Source organism: Kitasatospora sp. NPDC056181, assembly GCF_042266225.1.
GTDB lineage: Bacteria > Actinomycetota > Actinomycetes > Streptomycetales > Streptomycetaceae > Kitasatospora.
On record NZ_JBHJUK010000185.1, the window covers coordinates 1 to 14,295 of the forward strand.

The 14,295-nt window shown below is 73.3% G+C and carries 12 protein-coding genes and 1 pseudogene; 1 reads left to right on the forward strand and 12 read right to left on the reverse strand.

Features of this window, described 5'->3' with window-relative positions; all coding sequences use genetic code 11:
- Positions 1–181: 181 nt before the first annotated feature.
- A pseudogene (locus ACFC1F_RS38795) lies at positions 182–316 on the forward strand (CGNR zinc finger domain-containing protein); the annotation flags it as partial.
- Positions 317–350: 34 nt separating this feature from the next.
- On the opposite strand, the gene ACFC1F_RS38800 reads toward ACFC1F_RS38795, so the two are convergent.
- The 12 genes from ACFC1F_RS38800 to ACFC1F_RS38855 all read right to left on the reverse strand — a co-directional run bounded on the left by ACFC1F_RS38800 (position 351) and on the right by ACFC1F_RS38855 (position 14,123).
- Positions 351–1,922 carry an APC family permease gene (locus ACFC1F_RS38800; protein ID WP_376165795.1) on the reverse strand — a complete coding sequence of 524 codons (1,572 nt, stop codon included), beginning with the start codon at positions 1,920–1,922 and terminating at the stop codon, positions 351–353.
- A gap of 167 nt (positions 1,923–2,089) precedes the next feature.
- Complete coding sequence (locus tag ACFC1F_RS38805) at positions 2,090–3,832, reverse strand: AMP-binding protein (RefSeq protein ID WP_376165798.1); 1,743 nt, start codon at positions 3,830–3,832, stop codon at positions 2,090–2,092.
- 88 nt (positions 3,833–3,920) lie between these two features.
- Complete coding sequence (locus tag ACFC1F_RS38810) at positions 3,921–7,229, reverse strand: aminotransferase class III-fold pyridoxal phosphate-dependent enzyme (protein WP_376165801.1); 3,309 nt, start codon at positions 7,227–7,229, stop codon at positions 3,921–3,923.
- Positions 7,226–7,486: an acyl carrier protein gene (locus ACFC1F_RS38815; protein ID WP_376165804.1), complete on the reverse strand. Its 261-nt coding sequence runs from the start codon at positions 7,484–7,486 to the stop codon at positions 7,226–7,228. Before ACFC1F_RS38815 ends, ACFC1F_RS38810 begins: the two co-directional genes overlap by 4 nt.
- Positions 7,487–7,561: 75 nt before the next feature.
- Positions 7,562–8,140 carry a hypothetical protein gene (locus ACFC1F_RS38820; protein ID WP_376165807.1) on the reverse strand — a complete coding sequence of 193 codons (579 nt, stop codon included), beginning with the start codon at positions 8,138–8,140 and terminating at the stop codon, positions 7,562–7,564.
- A gap of 19 nt (positions 8,141–8,159) precedes the next feature.
- Complete coding sequence (locus ACFC1F_RS38825) at positions 8,160–8,903, reverse strand: hypothetical protein (RefSeq protein WP_376165810.1); 744 nt, start codon at positions 8,901–8,903, stop codon at positions 8,160–8,162.
- The gene (locus ACFC1F_RS38830; protein ID WP_209416999.1) at positions 8,896–9,759 is read right to left on the reverse strand and encodes an alpha/beta fold hydrolase; all 864 of its coding nucleotides are present in this window, start codon (positions 9,757–9,759) and stop codon (positions 8,896–8,898) included. Before ACFC1F_RS38830 ends, ACFC1F_RS38825 begins: the two co-directional genes overlap by 8 nt.
- The gene (locus ACFC1F_RS38835) at positions 9,746–11,272 is read right to left on the reverse strand and encodes an NAD(P)H-dependent flavin oxidoreductase (RefSeq protein ID WP_376165814.1); all 1,527 of its coding nucleotides are present in this window, start codon (positions 11,270–11,272) and stop codon (positions 9,746–9,748) included. The genes ACFC1F_RS38830 and ACFC1F_RS38835 overlap by 14 nt, the downstream gene beginning before the upstream one ends.
- Positions 11,272–12,099, reverse strand: a complete 828-nt coding sequence (locus tag ACFC1F_RS38840) for a hypothetical protein (RefSeq protein WP_376165817.1) — start codon at positions 12,097–12,099, stop codon at positions 11,272–11,274. Before ACFC1F_RS38840 ends, ACFC1F_RS38835 begins: the two co-directional genes overlap by 1 nt.
- On the reverse strand, positions 12,096–12,344 hold the full coding sequence (locus ACFC1F_RS38845) for an acyl carrier protein (RefSeq protein WP_307853501.1): 249 nt from the start codon (positions 12,342–12,344) through the stop codon (positions 12,096–12,098). The genes ACFC1F_RS38840 and ACFC1F_RS38845 overlap by 4 nt, the downstream gene beginning before the upstream one ends.
- The gene (locus tag ACFC1F_RS38850) at positions 12,341–13,216 is read right to left on the reverse strand and encodes a diiron oxygenase (RefSeq protein WP_376165820.1); all 876 of its coding nucleotides are present in this window, start codon (positions 13,214–13,216) and stop codon (positions 12,341–12,343) included. The genes ACFC1F_RS38845 and ACFC1F_RS38850 overlap by 4 nt, the downstream gene beginning before the upstream one ends.
- Before the next feature lie 49 nt (positions 13,217–13,265).
- The gene (locus tag ACFC1F_RS38855; protein WP_376165823.1) at positions 13,266–14,123 is read right to left on the reverse strand and encodes a hypothetical protein; all 858 of its coding nucleotides are present in this window, start codon (positions 14,121–14,123) and stop codon (positions 13,266–13,268) included.
- Between the last annotated feature and the right edge of the window lie 172 nt (positions 14,124–14,295).

The window sequence follows — 14,295 nt, forward strand, 5'->3', positions numbered from 1 at the left end:
GCCCATGTCTTGTCCGTTCCGGCCGGTCAGAGCCCTCAACCGGGCCCAGACCAGCCTTCCAGATCACGGACTTACACGAACTTTCTGACACGCTCGGAAAGTCAGTTTTCCGTAGTCGTACGGGCGGTGGCGGCGTTGGCGGCGTCGGCAGAGCAGGCCCGGCGCGGCGGTCTCCGGTGTGGTGGGCATCCGATGCGGCGCCTGGGGGCGCTGCGCCGCATCCGGCTGCGACCGCTTCTGCATCGACACTGGCCGCCGCACGCCGCAACGCTTCTGCACCCCCCGCTGCGCCACCCGGGCGCGGGTGGCTGCCGGTCGGGCCCGGCGCGCCGCCGATGGCTGGCGGACAGTCAGTTTCCGATCGCTGTACGGGTGGTGGCGTCCACTGCTGTGGCCTCCGGCTCGGCGGTGGTGCGTGGCCTGGTGCCGGTGGTGTCCGCGGCGTTGGTGTCCGGTGCAGTGGTGGTGGGGTGGGTGAGGCGGGTGTAGCGGTGGGGGTGGGTGGTGCGTAGCCACAGGGCGTAGGCGGGGCCGAGGAGGGTGATGGCGAGGATGAGCCAGGGCAGGGTGGTGACGACGGGGTTGTGGGTGCCGGTCATGGTGTCGAAGTTGAGGACGACGAGGGTGGTGGCGGTGGTGAGGCCGGTGAGGGCGAGGGCGGGGGCGAGGGCGGTGCGCCACCAGTGGCGTTCGGGGTGGTGGCGGAAGTAGCCGATGACGGCGAGGCAGGCGCCGGCCTGGAGGACGATGATGCCCAGGGTGCCCAGGCCGAGCATGCTGGTGGTCAGGCCGAGGTAGGGGTCGAGTCCGGCGGCGGTGAAGACGGTGGCGGTCAGGAGGGTGAAGGCGCTTTGGGTGAGGCTGGCGCGGTGGGGGGAGTTGTGGCGGCGGTGGGTGTGTCCCAGGGCGCGGGGCAGGAGGTGTTCGCGGCCCAGGACGTGCATGTAGCGGTTGGCGGCGTTGTGCAGGGCGAGCCAGCCGGCGAAGAGGCTGAGGCAGAGCAGGATCTGCATGAGAGTGGTGAGGGTGGTGGTGAGGTAGTCGTCGCTGAGGTGGAAGAAGAGGTCGCCGAGTTGGCCGGCGGCGGTGGTGCGGGCGTTGTCGGGGCCCAGGGCGCCGAGGGCGGTCCAGCTGGTGAAGCCGTAGAAGAGGGCGATGAGGCAGACGGAGAGGTAGGTGGCGCGCGGGACGCTGTGTTGGGGGGTGCGGGCTTCTTCGCTGTAGAGGGCGGCGGATTCGATGCCGATGAAGGAGATGAACGCGAACATGGTGGTGACGCCGGTGCCGGGGGCGGTGAGGGTGTGGGGTGTGAAGGCGGTGGCGGGCAGGGCGGAGCTGTGGTGGCGGGCCAGGATGGCGGCGGACAGGAGCAGGAGGATGCCGGTTTCGCAGGTGATGGCGATGGCGAGGACGCGTGCACTGAGGTCGATCTGGCGGTAGCCGAGGGTGGCGACGGCTGCGGCTCCGGCCACGGCCCAGGCCTGCCAGGGCAGGTCGATGCCGTGGGAGGCGGCGGTGAGGTGGGCGAAGTAGGCGAAGGAGCCGAGTAGTCCGGCGGCGGCGGCGTTGTAGGACAGGACGGCGAGCAGGCCGGCGGCGACGGCGGGCGGGCGGCCCAGGCCGTGGGCGATGTAGGTGTAGAAGCCCCCGGCGTTGACGATGTGGCGGCTGATCGCGGCGTAGCCGGTGCAGAAGCAGGTCAGGGTGAGGCCGGCGAGGACGAACATGGCGGGGACGGCGGGTCCGTTGCCGAGGGCGAAGGCCAGGGGCACGGTGCAGACCATGGCGGCCAGGGGGGCGGCGGCCGCGACGACCAGGAAGACGATCTTGGGGGTGGTCAGGCCGGCGGAGAGCTTTCCGTCCCGGGCGGGCCCGGTCGCGGTGGCGGGGGAGTGCGCGGGCGGGGTGTCGGCGGTGGGCATGGGGGTGTCCTGTCTGCGGGGCGGCGGGGTGGTGGTGTGTTGGGGTGGTGTGCGGGCGCCCCGGGCCGGTACCGCCGGGGCGTGGGCGGTGGCGGGCCGGGGCGCGGGTGCGGCCGGGGTGGTGCGGTGGCGGGTGGTGGTCTCGTCTGTGGTGTGGGTGGTGGGTGTTAGGTGGCTGGGGTGGTGGTGGCCGTGGTGGGTGGGGTGGTGGGTGGGGTGGTGTGGAGGAAGAGTTCGCGGGCTTTGGTGCGTTGGAGTTTGCCGCTGGTGGTCTTGGGGATGGCGCGTTTGGGGACGAGGTGGATGGTGGTGGTGTGGATGCCGGTGTGGGTGGTGATGGCGGCGTGGATGGCTTGGCGGAGGGTGTGGTGGTGGGTGGGGTGGAGTTCGGTTTCGGCGATGAGGTGGAGTTCTTCGGTGTCGGTGTGGTCGGGTTGGTGGGCGAGGGCGATGACGGCGCCGGGGCGGATGCCGGGGACGGTTTCGGCGGCGTGTTCGATGTCGGTGGGGTAGTAGTTGGCGCCGCGGATGATGATGAGGTCTTTGGCGCGGCCGGTGATGCGGAGGTTGCCGTTGCGGAGGTAGCCGATGTCGCCGGTTTTCCACCAGCCGTCGGGGGTGGTGGCGTTTCGGGTTTCGTGGGGGAGGTTGTGGTAGCCGGTGGTTCGGGAGGGGCTTTGGAATTGGATGTGGCCGATGTGGTTGTCGGGGAGGGGTTGGTTGTGGGTGTCGGTGATGCGGATGCGGGTGTTGGTGAGGGGTGGGCCGCAGTCGACGATGTGGAGGGCGTCGGGGCTGTTGGGGTCGGTGTCGGTGGCGGTGTGGTGGGTGGCGGCGGTGTGGCGGTTGATGGAGTCGTGGGTGAGGGGGGTGTCGGGGTGGGTGGTGGTGATGACGAGGGTGGCTTCGGCCATGCCGTAGGCGGGGGTGAAGGCGTTGGGGGGTAGGCCCCAGCGGGTGAAGCGTTCGATGAAGGGTTTGATGGTGGCGGGTTTGACGGGTTCGGCGCCGCACAGGGCGATGCGCCAGGTGGAGAGGTCGATGCCGTTCAGGTCGTTGTCGTTGACGCGGGTGGTGAGGTAGCCGTAGGCGAAGTTGGGGGCGGCGGCGATGGTGCCGTGGTGGGTGGTGATGTGGTGGAGCCATTCGGTGGGTGCGCGTAGGAAGCGGGTGGGGGGCATGAGGACGGTGTCGGCGCCGGCGTAGAGGGGGCACATGAGTCCGGTGATCAGGCCCATGTCGTGGTAGAGGGGGGCCCAGCTGACGGTGGTGTCGTGGGGGGTCCAGTGCAGGGCGGTGGTGAACTGTTCGCAGTTGGCGGCGAGGTTGGCGTGGGTGATCTGGACGCCTTTGGGGGTGCCGGTGGAGCCGGAGGTGCATTGGATGAGGGCGAGGGTGTCGGGGTGGGGCGGGTTGAGGGGGTGGGTGGGGGCGGTGGGGTCGAGGGCGCGGGTGTGGAGGGTGTCGGCGTTGATGAGGCGGGTGTCGGTGAGGTGGGTGTCGGTGAGGTGGGGCAGGGCGGTGATGACGGTGGGGGTGGTGATGAGGGCGGCGGGGCGTAGGTAGTCGAGGAGGTCTTTGAGTTGGCTTTCGAAGCCTGCGGCGCCTCCGAGGCGGGCGGGGACGGCGATGGCGGTGGGGGTGGCGCCGAGGAGTTGGGTGCCGAGGAAGGCGGTGGGGAAGGGTGCTGCGGTGGGCAGGCACAGGACGACGCGGTCGCCGGGGCGTATGCCGTGTTCGGCGAGGGCGGCGGCGGTGCGGGCGGCGGCGTCCAGGAGGGTGTCGTGGCGCAGGGTTTCCTGGTGGGTGGTGTCGTGGGCGAGGGTGACGGTGGGTGCGTGGTGGCCTTGTTCGGCGGCGGCGAGCAGGGCGTGGAGGATGGTGGGGTGGCGGGGGTGCGGGCGGGTCATCGGGGGCGCTCCTTGGTGGTGGCGGTGGTGTTCGTCTGCGCGGTCCAGGGTTGGACGGTGAGGGTGTGGGCGGTGGTGCGGGCGGGGGTTATCGGGGGTGGTGGGTGGTGTTCGTGTGCGGTGTCCAGGGTTGGACGGTGAGGGTGTGGGCGGTGGTGCGGGCGGGGTGGAAGTGGTGGCGGGCGGCGAGGTCGCGGGCGGCGTGGACGCCGTGGGGGGTGAGGGCGCCGTAGGAGGGGCTGGGGGTGTGGGGTTCGAGGCCGAGGAGGATGGTTTCGGCCATGCAGGAGTAGAGGATTCCGGGGGGCAGGGTGATGCCGGGGAAGTGGGGTTGCTGGTGGTCGGGGAGTTGGATGCGTCCGCCGTTGACGAGGGTGACGCCGGGTGTGGTGGCGAGGTCGGGGTGGGCGTCGCCGGGGACGGCGAGGTCGCAGACGAGGACGTCGGGGCGGGTGGGGAGGTGGTGGGGGAGGAGGACGGGGTCGGCGGAGTTGGTGGCGGTGATGATGGTGGGGCAGTGGGTGAGGGCGTCGAGGTTTTCGCTGATGCGGATGTCGGTGAGGTGGTCGAGGCGTTTGGCGAGGGTGTGCAGGCGCCTGGCGGAGCCGGGGCGGCCGACGAGGAGGAGGGAGTCGCAGTGCGGGGCGGTGAGTTCGGCCATGACGGCGCCGATGTTGCCGATGCCGCCGACGAGGCCGGCGTGGCGGGTGCCGGGGGCTTGGGTGGTGAGGTGGCGGCGGATCAGGTCGTGGGCGCAGGCGGCGGTCAGTGAGTTGCCGGAGGTGATTTTGATGGTGTCCTCGACGACGGCGCGGGCGGCGTCGGTGACGATGGAGGTGTGGCCGCCCAGGCCGATGGCGCGGGCGCCGAGGGAGCGGGCGAGTTCGACGGCTTCCAGGACGGTGTGGCGCAGCCAGTTGCCGTGGCCGGCGCGTAGGGCGGTGGTGGCCTGGGCGGCGGTGAACGGGGCGGCGATCATGATGACTTCGGTGCGGGTGCCGGTGGGGGAGGTGATGTGGTGGCGGGTGACTTCGAAGGGGTCGAGTTCGCCGTGCATGCGTTCCAGGGCGGCTTCGCACTGGGGGGTGGTCCAGGGGGCGAGTTCGGGGGCGAGGGAGGGGAGTTCGGCGGGGATGTCGAGGTTGGCGAGGAAGGCGACGCGGGGGGTGTCGCCGGGGTGGTGCGGGGGTGGTGCGGGGCGGGTGGTGCGGGGGCGGGGGATGTGGCGGGGTGGCTGCCAGGGGCCGGTGGGCGGTGTGGTGAGGTGGTCCAGGAGGGTGGCGTAGTCGCCGTGGGTGAGGAGGGCGGCGACGTCTTCGAAGGCGGTGCCGATGCGTTCGATGTCGTCGGCCTCGAGTAGGGCGGAGGGCTGGACGCGCACGGTGGTGGGGGCGGACAGGGTGGGGATGACGCGGATGCGGTGGGTGTGCAGGAGGCGTCCGGCGATCAGGTAGCCGAGTGATTCGGTGTCGAAGACTTCGCGCAGCAGGCCGGAGGCGGGCCGGGGGAGGTGGAACTCGACGCCTTGGAGCAGGCCGCGTCCGCGGACTTCGGCGATGGCGCGGGGCCAGCGGGCGGCGGCCTCATCGAGGCGTTCGCGTAGGAGGAGGCCGGTTTTGGTGATGCGTTCGCGCCAGGACAGGGCCAGGTCGAGGGCGGCGGTGGCGATGCGGGCGGAGAAGTCGTCGTCGGCGAAGGTGGAGGTGTGGTGGCGGCCGAACTGGGGGACGTAGCGGTCCTCGGTGACGAGGAGGGCGGAGATTTTGGCGAGGCCGCCGCCGAGGGATTTGGAGAACAGGTAGTAGTCGGCGTTGACGCCGCTGTCCTGGGAGGCGAGGAAGGTGCCGGTGCGGGACATGCCGCACTGGATCTCGTCGAAGACCAGGGCGGCGTCGTGGTGGTCGGCGAGGTGGCGCAGGGCGGCGAGGGTGGCGGCGGGGACTTCGTGGACGCCGGATTCGCCCTGGAGGGGTTCGGCGAAGCAGGCGGCGAGCGGGGAGAGGTGGCGTGTGGTGGAGTGCGGGACGCCGGCCGCGTCGATGGTGACGGGGTGGATGGTGACGCGTTCGCCGTCCAGGGCGGTCCGCACGGCGTGGGGTGTCCAGTCGTCCAGGCGGTGGTGGCGTGGTCCGGGGACGTGGAGGTCGGCGGGGACGTTGCCGCCGTGGGTGAGGGGGCCGGCGCCGGCGGTCTTGCCGTGGAAGGCGCCGCGCAGGGAGACGAACAGGGGTTCGGCGTCGCGTACGGCCTCGCAGCGTTGGAGGGCTTCGGTGAGGACTTCGGCGCAGGGGCGTCCGGTGGCGGGGCCGCCGGCGCAGGGGACGTCGGCGAGGTTGTCGCGCCGTACCCGGCGCAGGGCCTGTTCGAGGTCTTCCTGGAGGGCGCCCAGGCGGCGGCGGTGTTCGACGGTGGCGTGTTTGACGGCGGCTTCCACCGCGTCGGCGCCGGTGCTGCCGAGGGTGACGACGTAGGAGGCGCCGGTGGTGGCGCCGACGGCCCGGGAGAGCCGCTGGGCCAGTTCGGCCGCGGCGGGGCGGATGCTGGCCTGGGCGTTGAAGGGGACCTGTTCGTCGAGGCAGCGCCGGGCCACCGCCAGCAGGTGGGGGTGGTTGTGCCCGAACAGTGACGCGCCCGCGCCGCCGACCAGGTCCAGCACCCGCTCCCCACCGGCCGCGGCGGCCGCGGCGGCCGCGGCGGCCGCGGTGGCTGTGGTGGGGGTGCCGGGGGTGTCCGGTGTGCCCGCGGTGCCGGTGGTGCCGGCGGTGCCCGCGTCGGGGGTGTCCGCGTCAGCCGTGGTGGCCGCGGTGCCGGGGGTGCCGGCGTCGGCCGTGGTGTCCGTGCCGACGGTGTCCGGCGCGCCCGTGGCGGCCGTGCCGGCCGTGGTGCCGACGGTGCCCGCGGTGCCTGCGGGGGTGTCCGGTGTGGCCGCGGTGCCGGTGCCGGCCGTGGTGTGCGCGTCGGCCGCGGTGCTCGCGCTGGGGGTGCCGGTGCCGGCCGCGGTGCTCGCGCTGGGGGTGTCCGTGCCGGCCGTGGCAGCCGCGGTGCCGGCGGTGCCGGCATCGGCCGTGGTGTCCGTGCCGACGGTGTCCGGCGCGCCCGTGGTGCCGGCGTTGGCCGTGGTGTCCGTGCCGGCCGCAGTGCCGACGGTGCCCGCGGTGCCGGCCGTGGTGTCCGTGCCGGCCGTGTCGGCCGTGTCGGCCCCGGTGTCCGTGTCGGCCGTGGTGTCCGTGCCGGCTGTGTCGGCCCCGGTGTCCGTGTCGGTGGTGTCGGGGAGTGGGGGGCGCAGGGTGAGGTGGTCGCCGTGGCCGCTCTGGTAGACCGCGTCCAGGCGCAGGGCACGGAAGAGGCGGGCGAATTCGGGGCGGGTGTGGCGGGCGAAGGCGTCGTCGGTGTTCATGAGGGCTGCCCGTCGTGTGCGGTGCGGGCGGCCAGGCTGGCGCCGACCTGGTCGGCGACGTCGCGCAGGGTGTGCATCGCGGCGGCCTGTTCGTCGGAGATCTGCACGCCGAACTCGGACTCCATGTCGACGACCAGCGTGATGGAGCGCACGGAGTCGAGGCCGTAGTTCACGAGCGGTACGTCGGGGTTGAGTTCGGTCACCTGCAGCTGGTGGCGGAACAAGCCGTCGACGACGTCCAGGATGGTGCGGTTCATTGCGGGTTTTCCCCCTCTTCTCCTGCGCTGTTCCTTCGCCGGCCGGGCCGGGGAGGACGAGGTGGGCCGTGGGGTTCAGCGCCGTACCGCCACGGCGAACGAGAGGTCCGCCGTGGAGCGGACCCACACCGGTACCCGGCGCCCGTGGTGCGAGGCGGTCAGGGTGCCGGCGTGCCGGGCGAGCCGGATCTGCCAGAACAGGAGGCCCTCGGGCGCTCCGGTGGTGTGCATGGCCTTGAAGGCCGCCTCCTTGGCGGCGAACAGCTCGCGCGGGGTGTACGGGCCGGCGGGTTCGAGCAGCCGGTGGCGTTCGGGCCCGGCGAGGACGAAGCCGGCCACGCGGGGGGCGATGGCCGCGTTCTCGAGGTCGGTGCCGACCGCGCGGGCGCCGGGGACCACGACGGCGACCGCCAGGCGGTCGGTGTGGGAGATGGACCCGGGGTAGCCGGGCGGGAAGAGCGGCCGGCCGCCGGGGCCGCGGGGCACGTGGTGTGCGCGGGGCCCGGCCCCGGCCGCGTGCAGGGCCGCGGCGGCCGCGTGCCGGCCCGCGGCGTGCTGCTGGGCCGGCCCGTGGGGCCAGGGCACCGGGCAGAACCGGGCCCAGGCCCCGGTGACGCCCGCGGGGACGTCCGGTACATCCGGTACGTCCGGCACGGCCGTCACCGCGGGCCCGTCAGTTCCGCAGGGCCACGACGTGGCCGGCCAGCGACTCGACGGAGCGCAGCACCTCCGGGCGCACGTCGTCCTCCCACTCGAAGCCGAACGCGTCCTCCATCGCGACCAGCAGGCTCACCAGCGCGGTGGACGGCACCCCGGCCTCGCGCAGCGAGGCGCCGTCGGCGATGGCGGCGGTGAACTCCCCGTCGCTGAACAGGCCGGCCAGCAGTTCGCGGATACGCGCCCTGACCACAGCCGCCGCACCGCCCGTACCGTCCGCACCGTCCGTACCGGGCGTGCTGCCCGTACCGGTGCCGGGCGTGCCGGGCGAGGTGTCCGCGGCGGGTGCACCGTCCGTACCGGGCGTGCCGGTGCTGTCCGTGCCGTCCGCGGCGTTCGCAGCGGGGGAGCCGGGCGTGCCGGGGGTGCCGGTGCCGCCAGCACCGGGCGTGCCGCCCGCGCCGTCCGTGCCGCCCGCGCCGTCCGTGCCGCCCGCACCGTCCGTACCGGGCGCACCGTCCGTACCGGGCGTGCCGGGCGTGCCGCCCGTACCGGTGCCGGGGGTGCTGTCCGTACCGGCCGCGGTGTCCGCAGCGGGGGAGCCGGGCGTGCCGGGCGTGTCGGTGCCGCCAGCACTGGGCGTGCCGGCCGCGGCGGGTGTGTCGTCCGTGCCGGTGCCGGTGCCGGTGCCGGTGCCGGTGCCGGTGCCGGTGCTGGTGCGGGTGTGGGGGGTGCGGGTCTGGAGTGTCGTGTCAGGCATGGGAGTCGGTTTCCTCGACGAACTTGCGCACGATCGTCTGGAAGCCCTCGGGGTCGTCGAGGAACGGTACGTGGCCGGCGTTCGGCATGATCTCGCAGCGTCCGTCGGGGAACAGGGCGGCGAGCTCGTGGCCGCGGGTGGGGCTGAGCAGGATGTCGTCGTCGCCCAGCACGATCAGGGTCGGTGCCTGGACGCGCGAGAGCAGCTCGGGGCTGGTCTCGCCCTGCTGGACGAGGGTGAGGCCGTTGGTGAGTTCCTCGGGGGTGGACATCGCCAGGAAGCTCTCCCGCAGTCCCAGGAACCCCGGGGTGCCGGACTCCTCGTTCATGTCCCCGCTGATCACCTCGGGGTACATGTGGCCGTACAGGGCGGTCATGCCGTGGTTCTGCAGCGTCAGCAGCCAGGCCCGGTTCAGCTGGCGGTGGCGGCGCATGCCGCGCAGGCCCAGCACCGGGCCCGCCAGGACCAGGCCCTTGACCCGGTCCGGGTACTCCAGCGCCACGTCGCGGGCCAGCTGGGTGGAGGCGGAGGTGGCGACCAGGTAGGTCGACTCGATGTCCAGCGCGTCCAGGAGCCCGACCACGTCCGCGGCGTGTTCCTCCCAGGTCGGTTCCTGCGCCAGGCGCGAGGACGCGCCGTGGTTGCACAGGTCGTAGCTGACGACGCGGAAGTCGCGGGCGAGGTCCGCGGTGTACTCGCGCCAGAACGGGCTGGTGATGAAGAAGTTGTTGAGGAGCGTGATGGCGGTGCCCTCGCCGCTCACCTCGTGGTACAGCTCCACGCCCTCACGGGTGCGGATCCGCGGCGTGTCGTAGTACTGCAGGTCGTGGTGGTCCTGCGCCTCACCGGCTGACATGGCGTCCCGTCCTTGTCTCGGTCCCGTTCCCGGGCTCGTTCTCGTTCCCGGTCCCGTTCCCGGGCCGGTCCTCGTGCGCGTTCTCGTTCCCGGGCCGCCGCCCGTTCCCGCCCTGCTCCCCGCCGCCGGGCCCGCCACTGGGCTGCTCCCCGCTGCGGGACCTGCTGCTGGGCCGGTCCCCGCCGCGGGGCCCGTCGCCGTCTCCGCCGCTGGGCCGTTCCCCGCCGCCGGGCCCGTCGCCGTCTCCGCCGCTGGGCCGTTCCCCGCCGCCGGGCCCGTCGCCGTCTCCGCCGCTGGGGCCGTTCCCGGGCCTGCTGCCGGGCTGCTCCCCGTTCCCGGGTTCGTTGCCGGGCTGCTGCCCGCCGCCGGGTTCGTTGCCGGGCTCGTTCCCGGGCCGTTCCCCGCCGCGGGGCCCGTTCCCGGGCTCGCCGCCGGGCTGCTCCCCGCCGCCGGGCCCGCCGCCGTCTCCGCCACCGGGCTGCTCCCCGCTGCCGGGCCCGTCGCCGTTGCCGGGCTGCTGCCCGTCGCCGTCTCCGCCGTCGGGCCGGGGCCCGCTGCGGGGCAGGACGGGGGCGAACGCGGCGACGACGGCGGCGGCCGGTGCCGGCCCGTCGACCGCGGCGCAGGAACGGCCGCAGTACAGTGCCATCTCCTCGATCCGGCCGGTGGTGGCGGTGGTGGGGACCGCGGAGCTGAACCGCGGTACCAGGTAGGGCCTGCCCTCGACGACGGTGCGCCCGATGAACGTGGCGGGCTGTGCGGGGTCGCGGGTGACGGGGGTGGCCAGCACGCGGTGGCGCCGGCCCGGCCAGCCGATCTCGTAGACGCCGCTGATCACGGTGTCGCCGTCGCCGGCGGCGGCCACCGCGTCCTTGAAACGCCCGTGTGCGCGTGACTCGTGCGCGACGACGAACGCGGTGCCCAGCAGCACGCCGTCGGCCCCGGCGGCCAGGGCGCGTTCGGCCTGGGCGGGGGAGCCGATGCCGCCGGCGGCCACCAGGCAGGCATCGGGCAGGCGTTCGCGCAGCGCGGTGACCAGCGCGTCGCGCCGCATGGTGCCCAGCAGGTGGCCGCCGGCCTCGGTGCCCTGGGCCACCACCACCGCGCCGAGCCCGGCCGCCCGCACCCCGTCCTCGACGGTGCCGACCTGGACGACCAGGTGCCGGCCCGCGGCCACCGCGCGCGCGGGGAGCGCGTCGCCGGCGGGCAGGCCGAACAGGGACACGTAGACGCGTGCGGGTGTCTCCTCCAGGACCTGTGCCAGCTGCCGGGCCAGGTCGCGTTCCCCGACGACCTCGGGGATCAGGTTCACCCCCACCGGCCGGCCGGTGCCGGCCACCAGCCGCCCGAGCAGGGCCGACAGGGCGTCACCGGCCAGCTTGTAGCCGCCCGCGCAGCCCGCCGCGCCGGCCCGGGAGACCGCGCACGCCAGCTCGGTGCCGGCCACACCGCCCATGCCCGACTGCAGCAGGCCCACCTCCACGCCCAGGACCTGCGCCAGCGGCCGGCGCATCAGCCCAGGTCCTGAAGGGCGGCCACGGCCGCGCCGGCGCTGCCGAACCGGGCGGTCAGGGTGTGCACCCACCGCTCCAGGCCGAAGGCCAGGCAGCTGGTGTGCGCGGTCGCGCCGCCGGCACGGATGTCGCACCGCTCGCCGAAGAAGTTGCGGTGGTAGTTGACCGAGCCGACGGCCAGGCCCTCCACGACGAACTCCTCCTTCACCGGGAACAGCCGCTGCATCTTCGCCTTGCCCCCGTCGGGGTCGAAGAACGGGTCGGTGGCGGCCTGCAGGGACACCTGAAGCCCCAGCGCCGCGCACAGCCCCACCACCGCGTCCCTGGCCCGCAGCAGGTGCTTCTTCGCCACGTCCTCGGGCCCCACGCAGACGATCTCGCGCATCGAGAAGCCCAGCAGCCGCTGCAGGCCCCGGTAGTGGTCCTCGTTGCGGAAACACGTGCCGACGGTGGTGCGCAGCACCCCGTCGCCGGACAGGCGCGAACCCGCCAGGTCGAGGTAGACCGAGTAGCACGCCGCCGACGGCAGCGCGAACGCGGCCGGCTCCATCACCGCGGCGGGCACCTGCCGCACCGGCCGCGGCCCCGCCGCCAGCAGCTCCTTCAGGCGCTGCGGGTCCAGCCGGGCCGCGGCCAGCCCCAGGTGCGGGAAGTTGTCGTAGTAGTCGAAGGTGTCCAGGTCCTGGCAGCGCATCAGGAACGGGTACCGGAACTCCGGCGCCTCCCACTCCCGCGCCAGGCGCAGGAACACCGCGTCCACGGCCCGCAGCAGCCGCAGCTGGCCTCCGTCGAGCACTCCCAGGCCGCTTTCGCCCGCTGTGGTCATCGCCCTGCTTCCTTCCTGAAGAACCGCGCCTCCAGCGCGCCGAGGGTGCGGAAGTCGTCCAGGTCCAGGTCCTCCGGGTCGGTGGCCTCGCCGGTGAGCTCCTCCAGCAGGAAGATGAACTCCACGAACGCCAGCGAGTTGATGGCCCGGCTGTCGATCAGGTCCAGGTCCTCCGGCAGCTCCGCCAGCTCCGGGTTGCGGCCCAGGATGAACTCCCGCACCGCCTGCATCGCCTCCCCGCTCACCGCACGGCCTCCCGTCCCACGCCCGCCTTCGACAGGAACCGGCGCGTGCGCCGCAGCACCCGCTCGTGGGCCTCCACCCGCGCGGGGTGCTCCAACGCCCTGCGCCGCAGCCCCAGCGCGTCCGGGATCCCCGCGTCGCGGTAGGCCGCCGGGTTGTAGAGGGTGGCGATGCTGTACTGCAGGTAGTCCTCCAGGTACCGGGCGATCACCGGCACCTCGCCCGCATCGCGCCGGGCCACCTGCCCCAGCAGGTTCGTGAAGATCATCCGGCCGAACGCGACGTGCCGGCTCTCGTCCTGGTGGTGCACCCGGTTGATCTCCCGCGCGATGGCCGGCAGCGACTCGTCGGTGGCCATGTGCGCGTTGTAGTGGTCCACGATCTCCTCGAAGACCAGGATCCGCGCGAACACGACGAGCTCACGGGCGACCGGCGACAGGTGGTCCACCGCCCCGGCCTTCAGCGCCGGCTGCGCCGGGTACAGCTTGCCGCCGTAGCGCAGGCAGAACTGGGCGAAGAACCACATGTGCTCGTTCTCCTCGCCGATGAAGTGGTGCAGGAACTCCGAGACGTCCCGGTAGGCCCGCCCGTGGATGCGCATCACCACATCGCTCATCAGCTCACGGATGCCGTGGATGTTCAGGCTGAAGAAGTTGACCGCCTCGTACCTGGTCAGCGCGATCTGCTGCTCACGCGTCAGCTCGTCCCACATCGGCGTGCCCGCCAGCGTGGTCAGGCTCTCGCTCATCCACGGCACACCGGGCTCGATCGCCTCCGGCCAGTCGAACATCGTGTACGGGTTGTAGTAGCCGGACTCGGCCAGCTGCTCCAGCCGCTCCAGCTCCAGCACGATCGGTTCGATCCCTACCGCCATCTTTTGACCCGCCCTTCCAGTAACGGAGCAGTTCGAGGAAAATTCGGCGTCAGCGCGCCGACCGGATGTCCGCACGCACCACCACCGCCCGCCCCGACCCGCAGCCGTGACGGCCGAAGGACGCGCCGGCGTCGGCGGTGGACGGGATCACCTTGTTGTAGACCGACCCCAGGCACAGCTCCTGGAAGCCGGCGGTGTCCGGCGACAGCCGCGCGGCCAGCTGCGCCTTGGCGATGTCGACGCTCCTGAGCGCGCCGTCGTCGTCCTCGACCTCCACGCACGCGTGCGGCAGGTCGAGGGCGCCGCCGAGGACGCCGCAGAACCAGCCCCGCTTCGCCCGGGCCCGGTACCCGGCCGCGCGGAAGGCCTCGGCCAGGAACAGGCTCGCCGCGATGCAGCTGGTCGCGCCGAGGGCGTGCACCAGCTCGTGGTCGGCCTGCATGGGGACGGGGATCATCTGCCAGCGGTAGCCGGCGTCGAGGTACTCGCGGGTCAGGCGCCGCAGGACGGGGGAGAGCAGCGGGGTGTGCGCGCCGGTGGTGGTGACGGTGGCCTCGTAGCGGGCCGTGCCCCCGCCCGGCACCGGCGCGGCCCCGCCGGACAGGCGCCCGCCGAAGCGGGCGACGTCGGGCGCCTCGAAGTGCCACGGCGCCTCCTCGCGGCACCCCGGGCACTCCAGACGGGCCCGGAACTCCCACGACTTCTCGCGCAGCAGCTCCTCCACCGGGCGCCGGGCGAACCGGAACAGCATCCGGAACGCGAGCTGCGGCTGCGTGTCCGGGCGGCCCGCGTACATGCCGAGGTTGTAGAGGTCGCTCGCGTCGAAGTGACGCACCCCCGCGTGCTCCTCGAACGGCAGGCCCGCACCGACCAGCCGGCCGATGTCCGCCTCCGTGCAGCGCAGCATTTCCCGCGCCACGGATTCCGGCTGGGTCCTCTCGGCGTATTCACCGGGAATGAACTCGATGGAATCCGCCACTTCTTCCCAGGGCGTCGTCACGGCAAAATCCTGCTCTGGCACAGTCCGTCCCTCCAGGAAAAAAGACCGCGCCGACGGGCCCGGCGCCAATTCCGGTGGC

What these genes read in the sequence shown, in the direction of transcription:
- ACFC1F_RS38810 (WP_376165801.1), bottom strand. Translation starts at nt 7,229, where the DNA reads ATGAACACCGACGACGCCTTCGCCCGCCACACCCGCCCCGAATTCGCC.
- ACFC1F_RS38830 (WP_209416999.1), bottom strand. Translation starts at nt 9,759, where the DNA reads ATGTCAGCCGGTGAGGCGCAGGACCACCACGACCTGCAGTACTACGAC.
- ACFC1F_RS38825 (WP_376165810.1), bottom strand. Translation starts at nt 8,903, where the DNA reads ATGCCTGACACGACACTCCAGACCCGCACCCCCCACACCCGCACCAGC.
- ACFC1F_RS38815 (WP_376165804.1), bottom strand. Translation starts at nt 7,486, where the DNA reads ATGAACCGCACCATCCTGGACGTCGTCGACGGCTTGTTCCGCCACCAG.
- ACFC1F_RS38835 (WP_376165814.1), bottom strand. Translation starts at nt 11,272, where the DNA reads ATGCGCCGGCCGCTGGCGCAGGTCCTGGGCGTGGAGGTGGGCCTGCTG.
- ACFC1F_RS38805 (WP_376165798.1), bottom strand. Translation starts at nt 3,832, where the DNA reads ATGACCCGCCCGCACCCCCGCCACCCCACCATCCTCCACGCCCTGCTC.
- ACFC1F_RS38855 (WP_376165823.1), bottom strand. Translation starts at nt 14,123, where the DNA reads ATGCTGCGCTGCACGGAGGCGGACATCGGCCGGCTGGTCGGTGCGGGC.
- ACFC1F_RS38800 (WP_376165795.1), bottom strand. Translation starts at nt 1,922, where the DNA reads ATGCCCACCGCCGACACCCCGCCCGCGCACTCCCCCGCCACCGCGACC.
- ACFC1F_RS38840 (WP_376165817.1), bottom strand. Translation starts at nt 12,099, where the DNA reads ATGACCACAGCGGGCGAAAGCGGCCTGGGAGTGCTCGACGGAGGCCAG.
- ACFC1F_RS38850 (WP_376165820.1), bottom strand. Translation starts at nt 13,216, where the DNA reads ATGGCGGTAGGGATCGAACCGATCGTGCTGGAGCTGGAGCGGCTGGAG.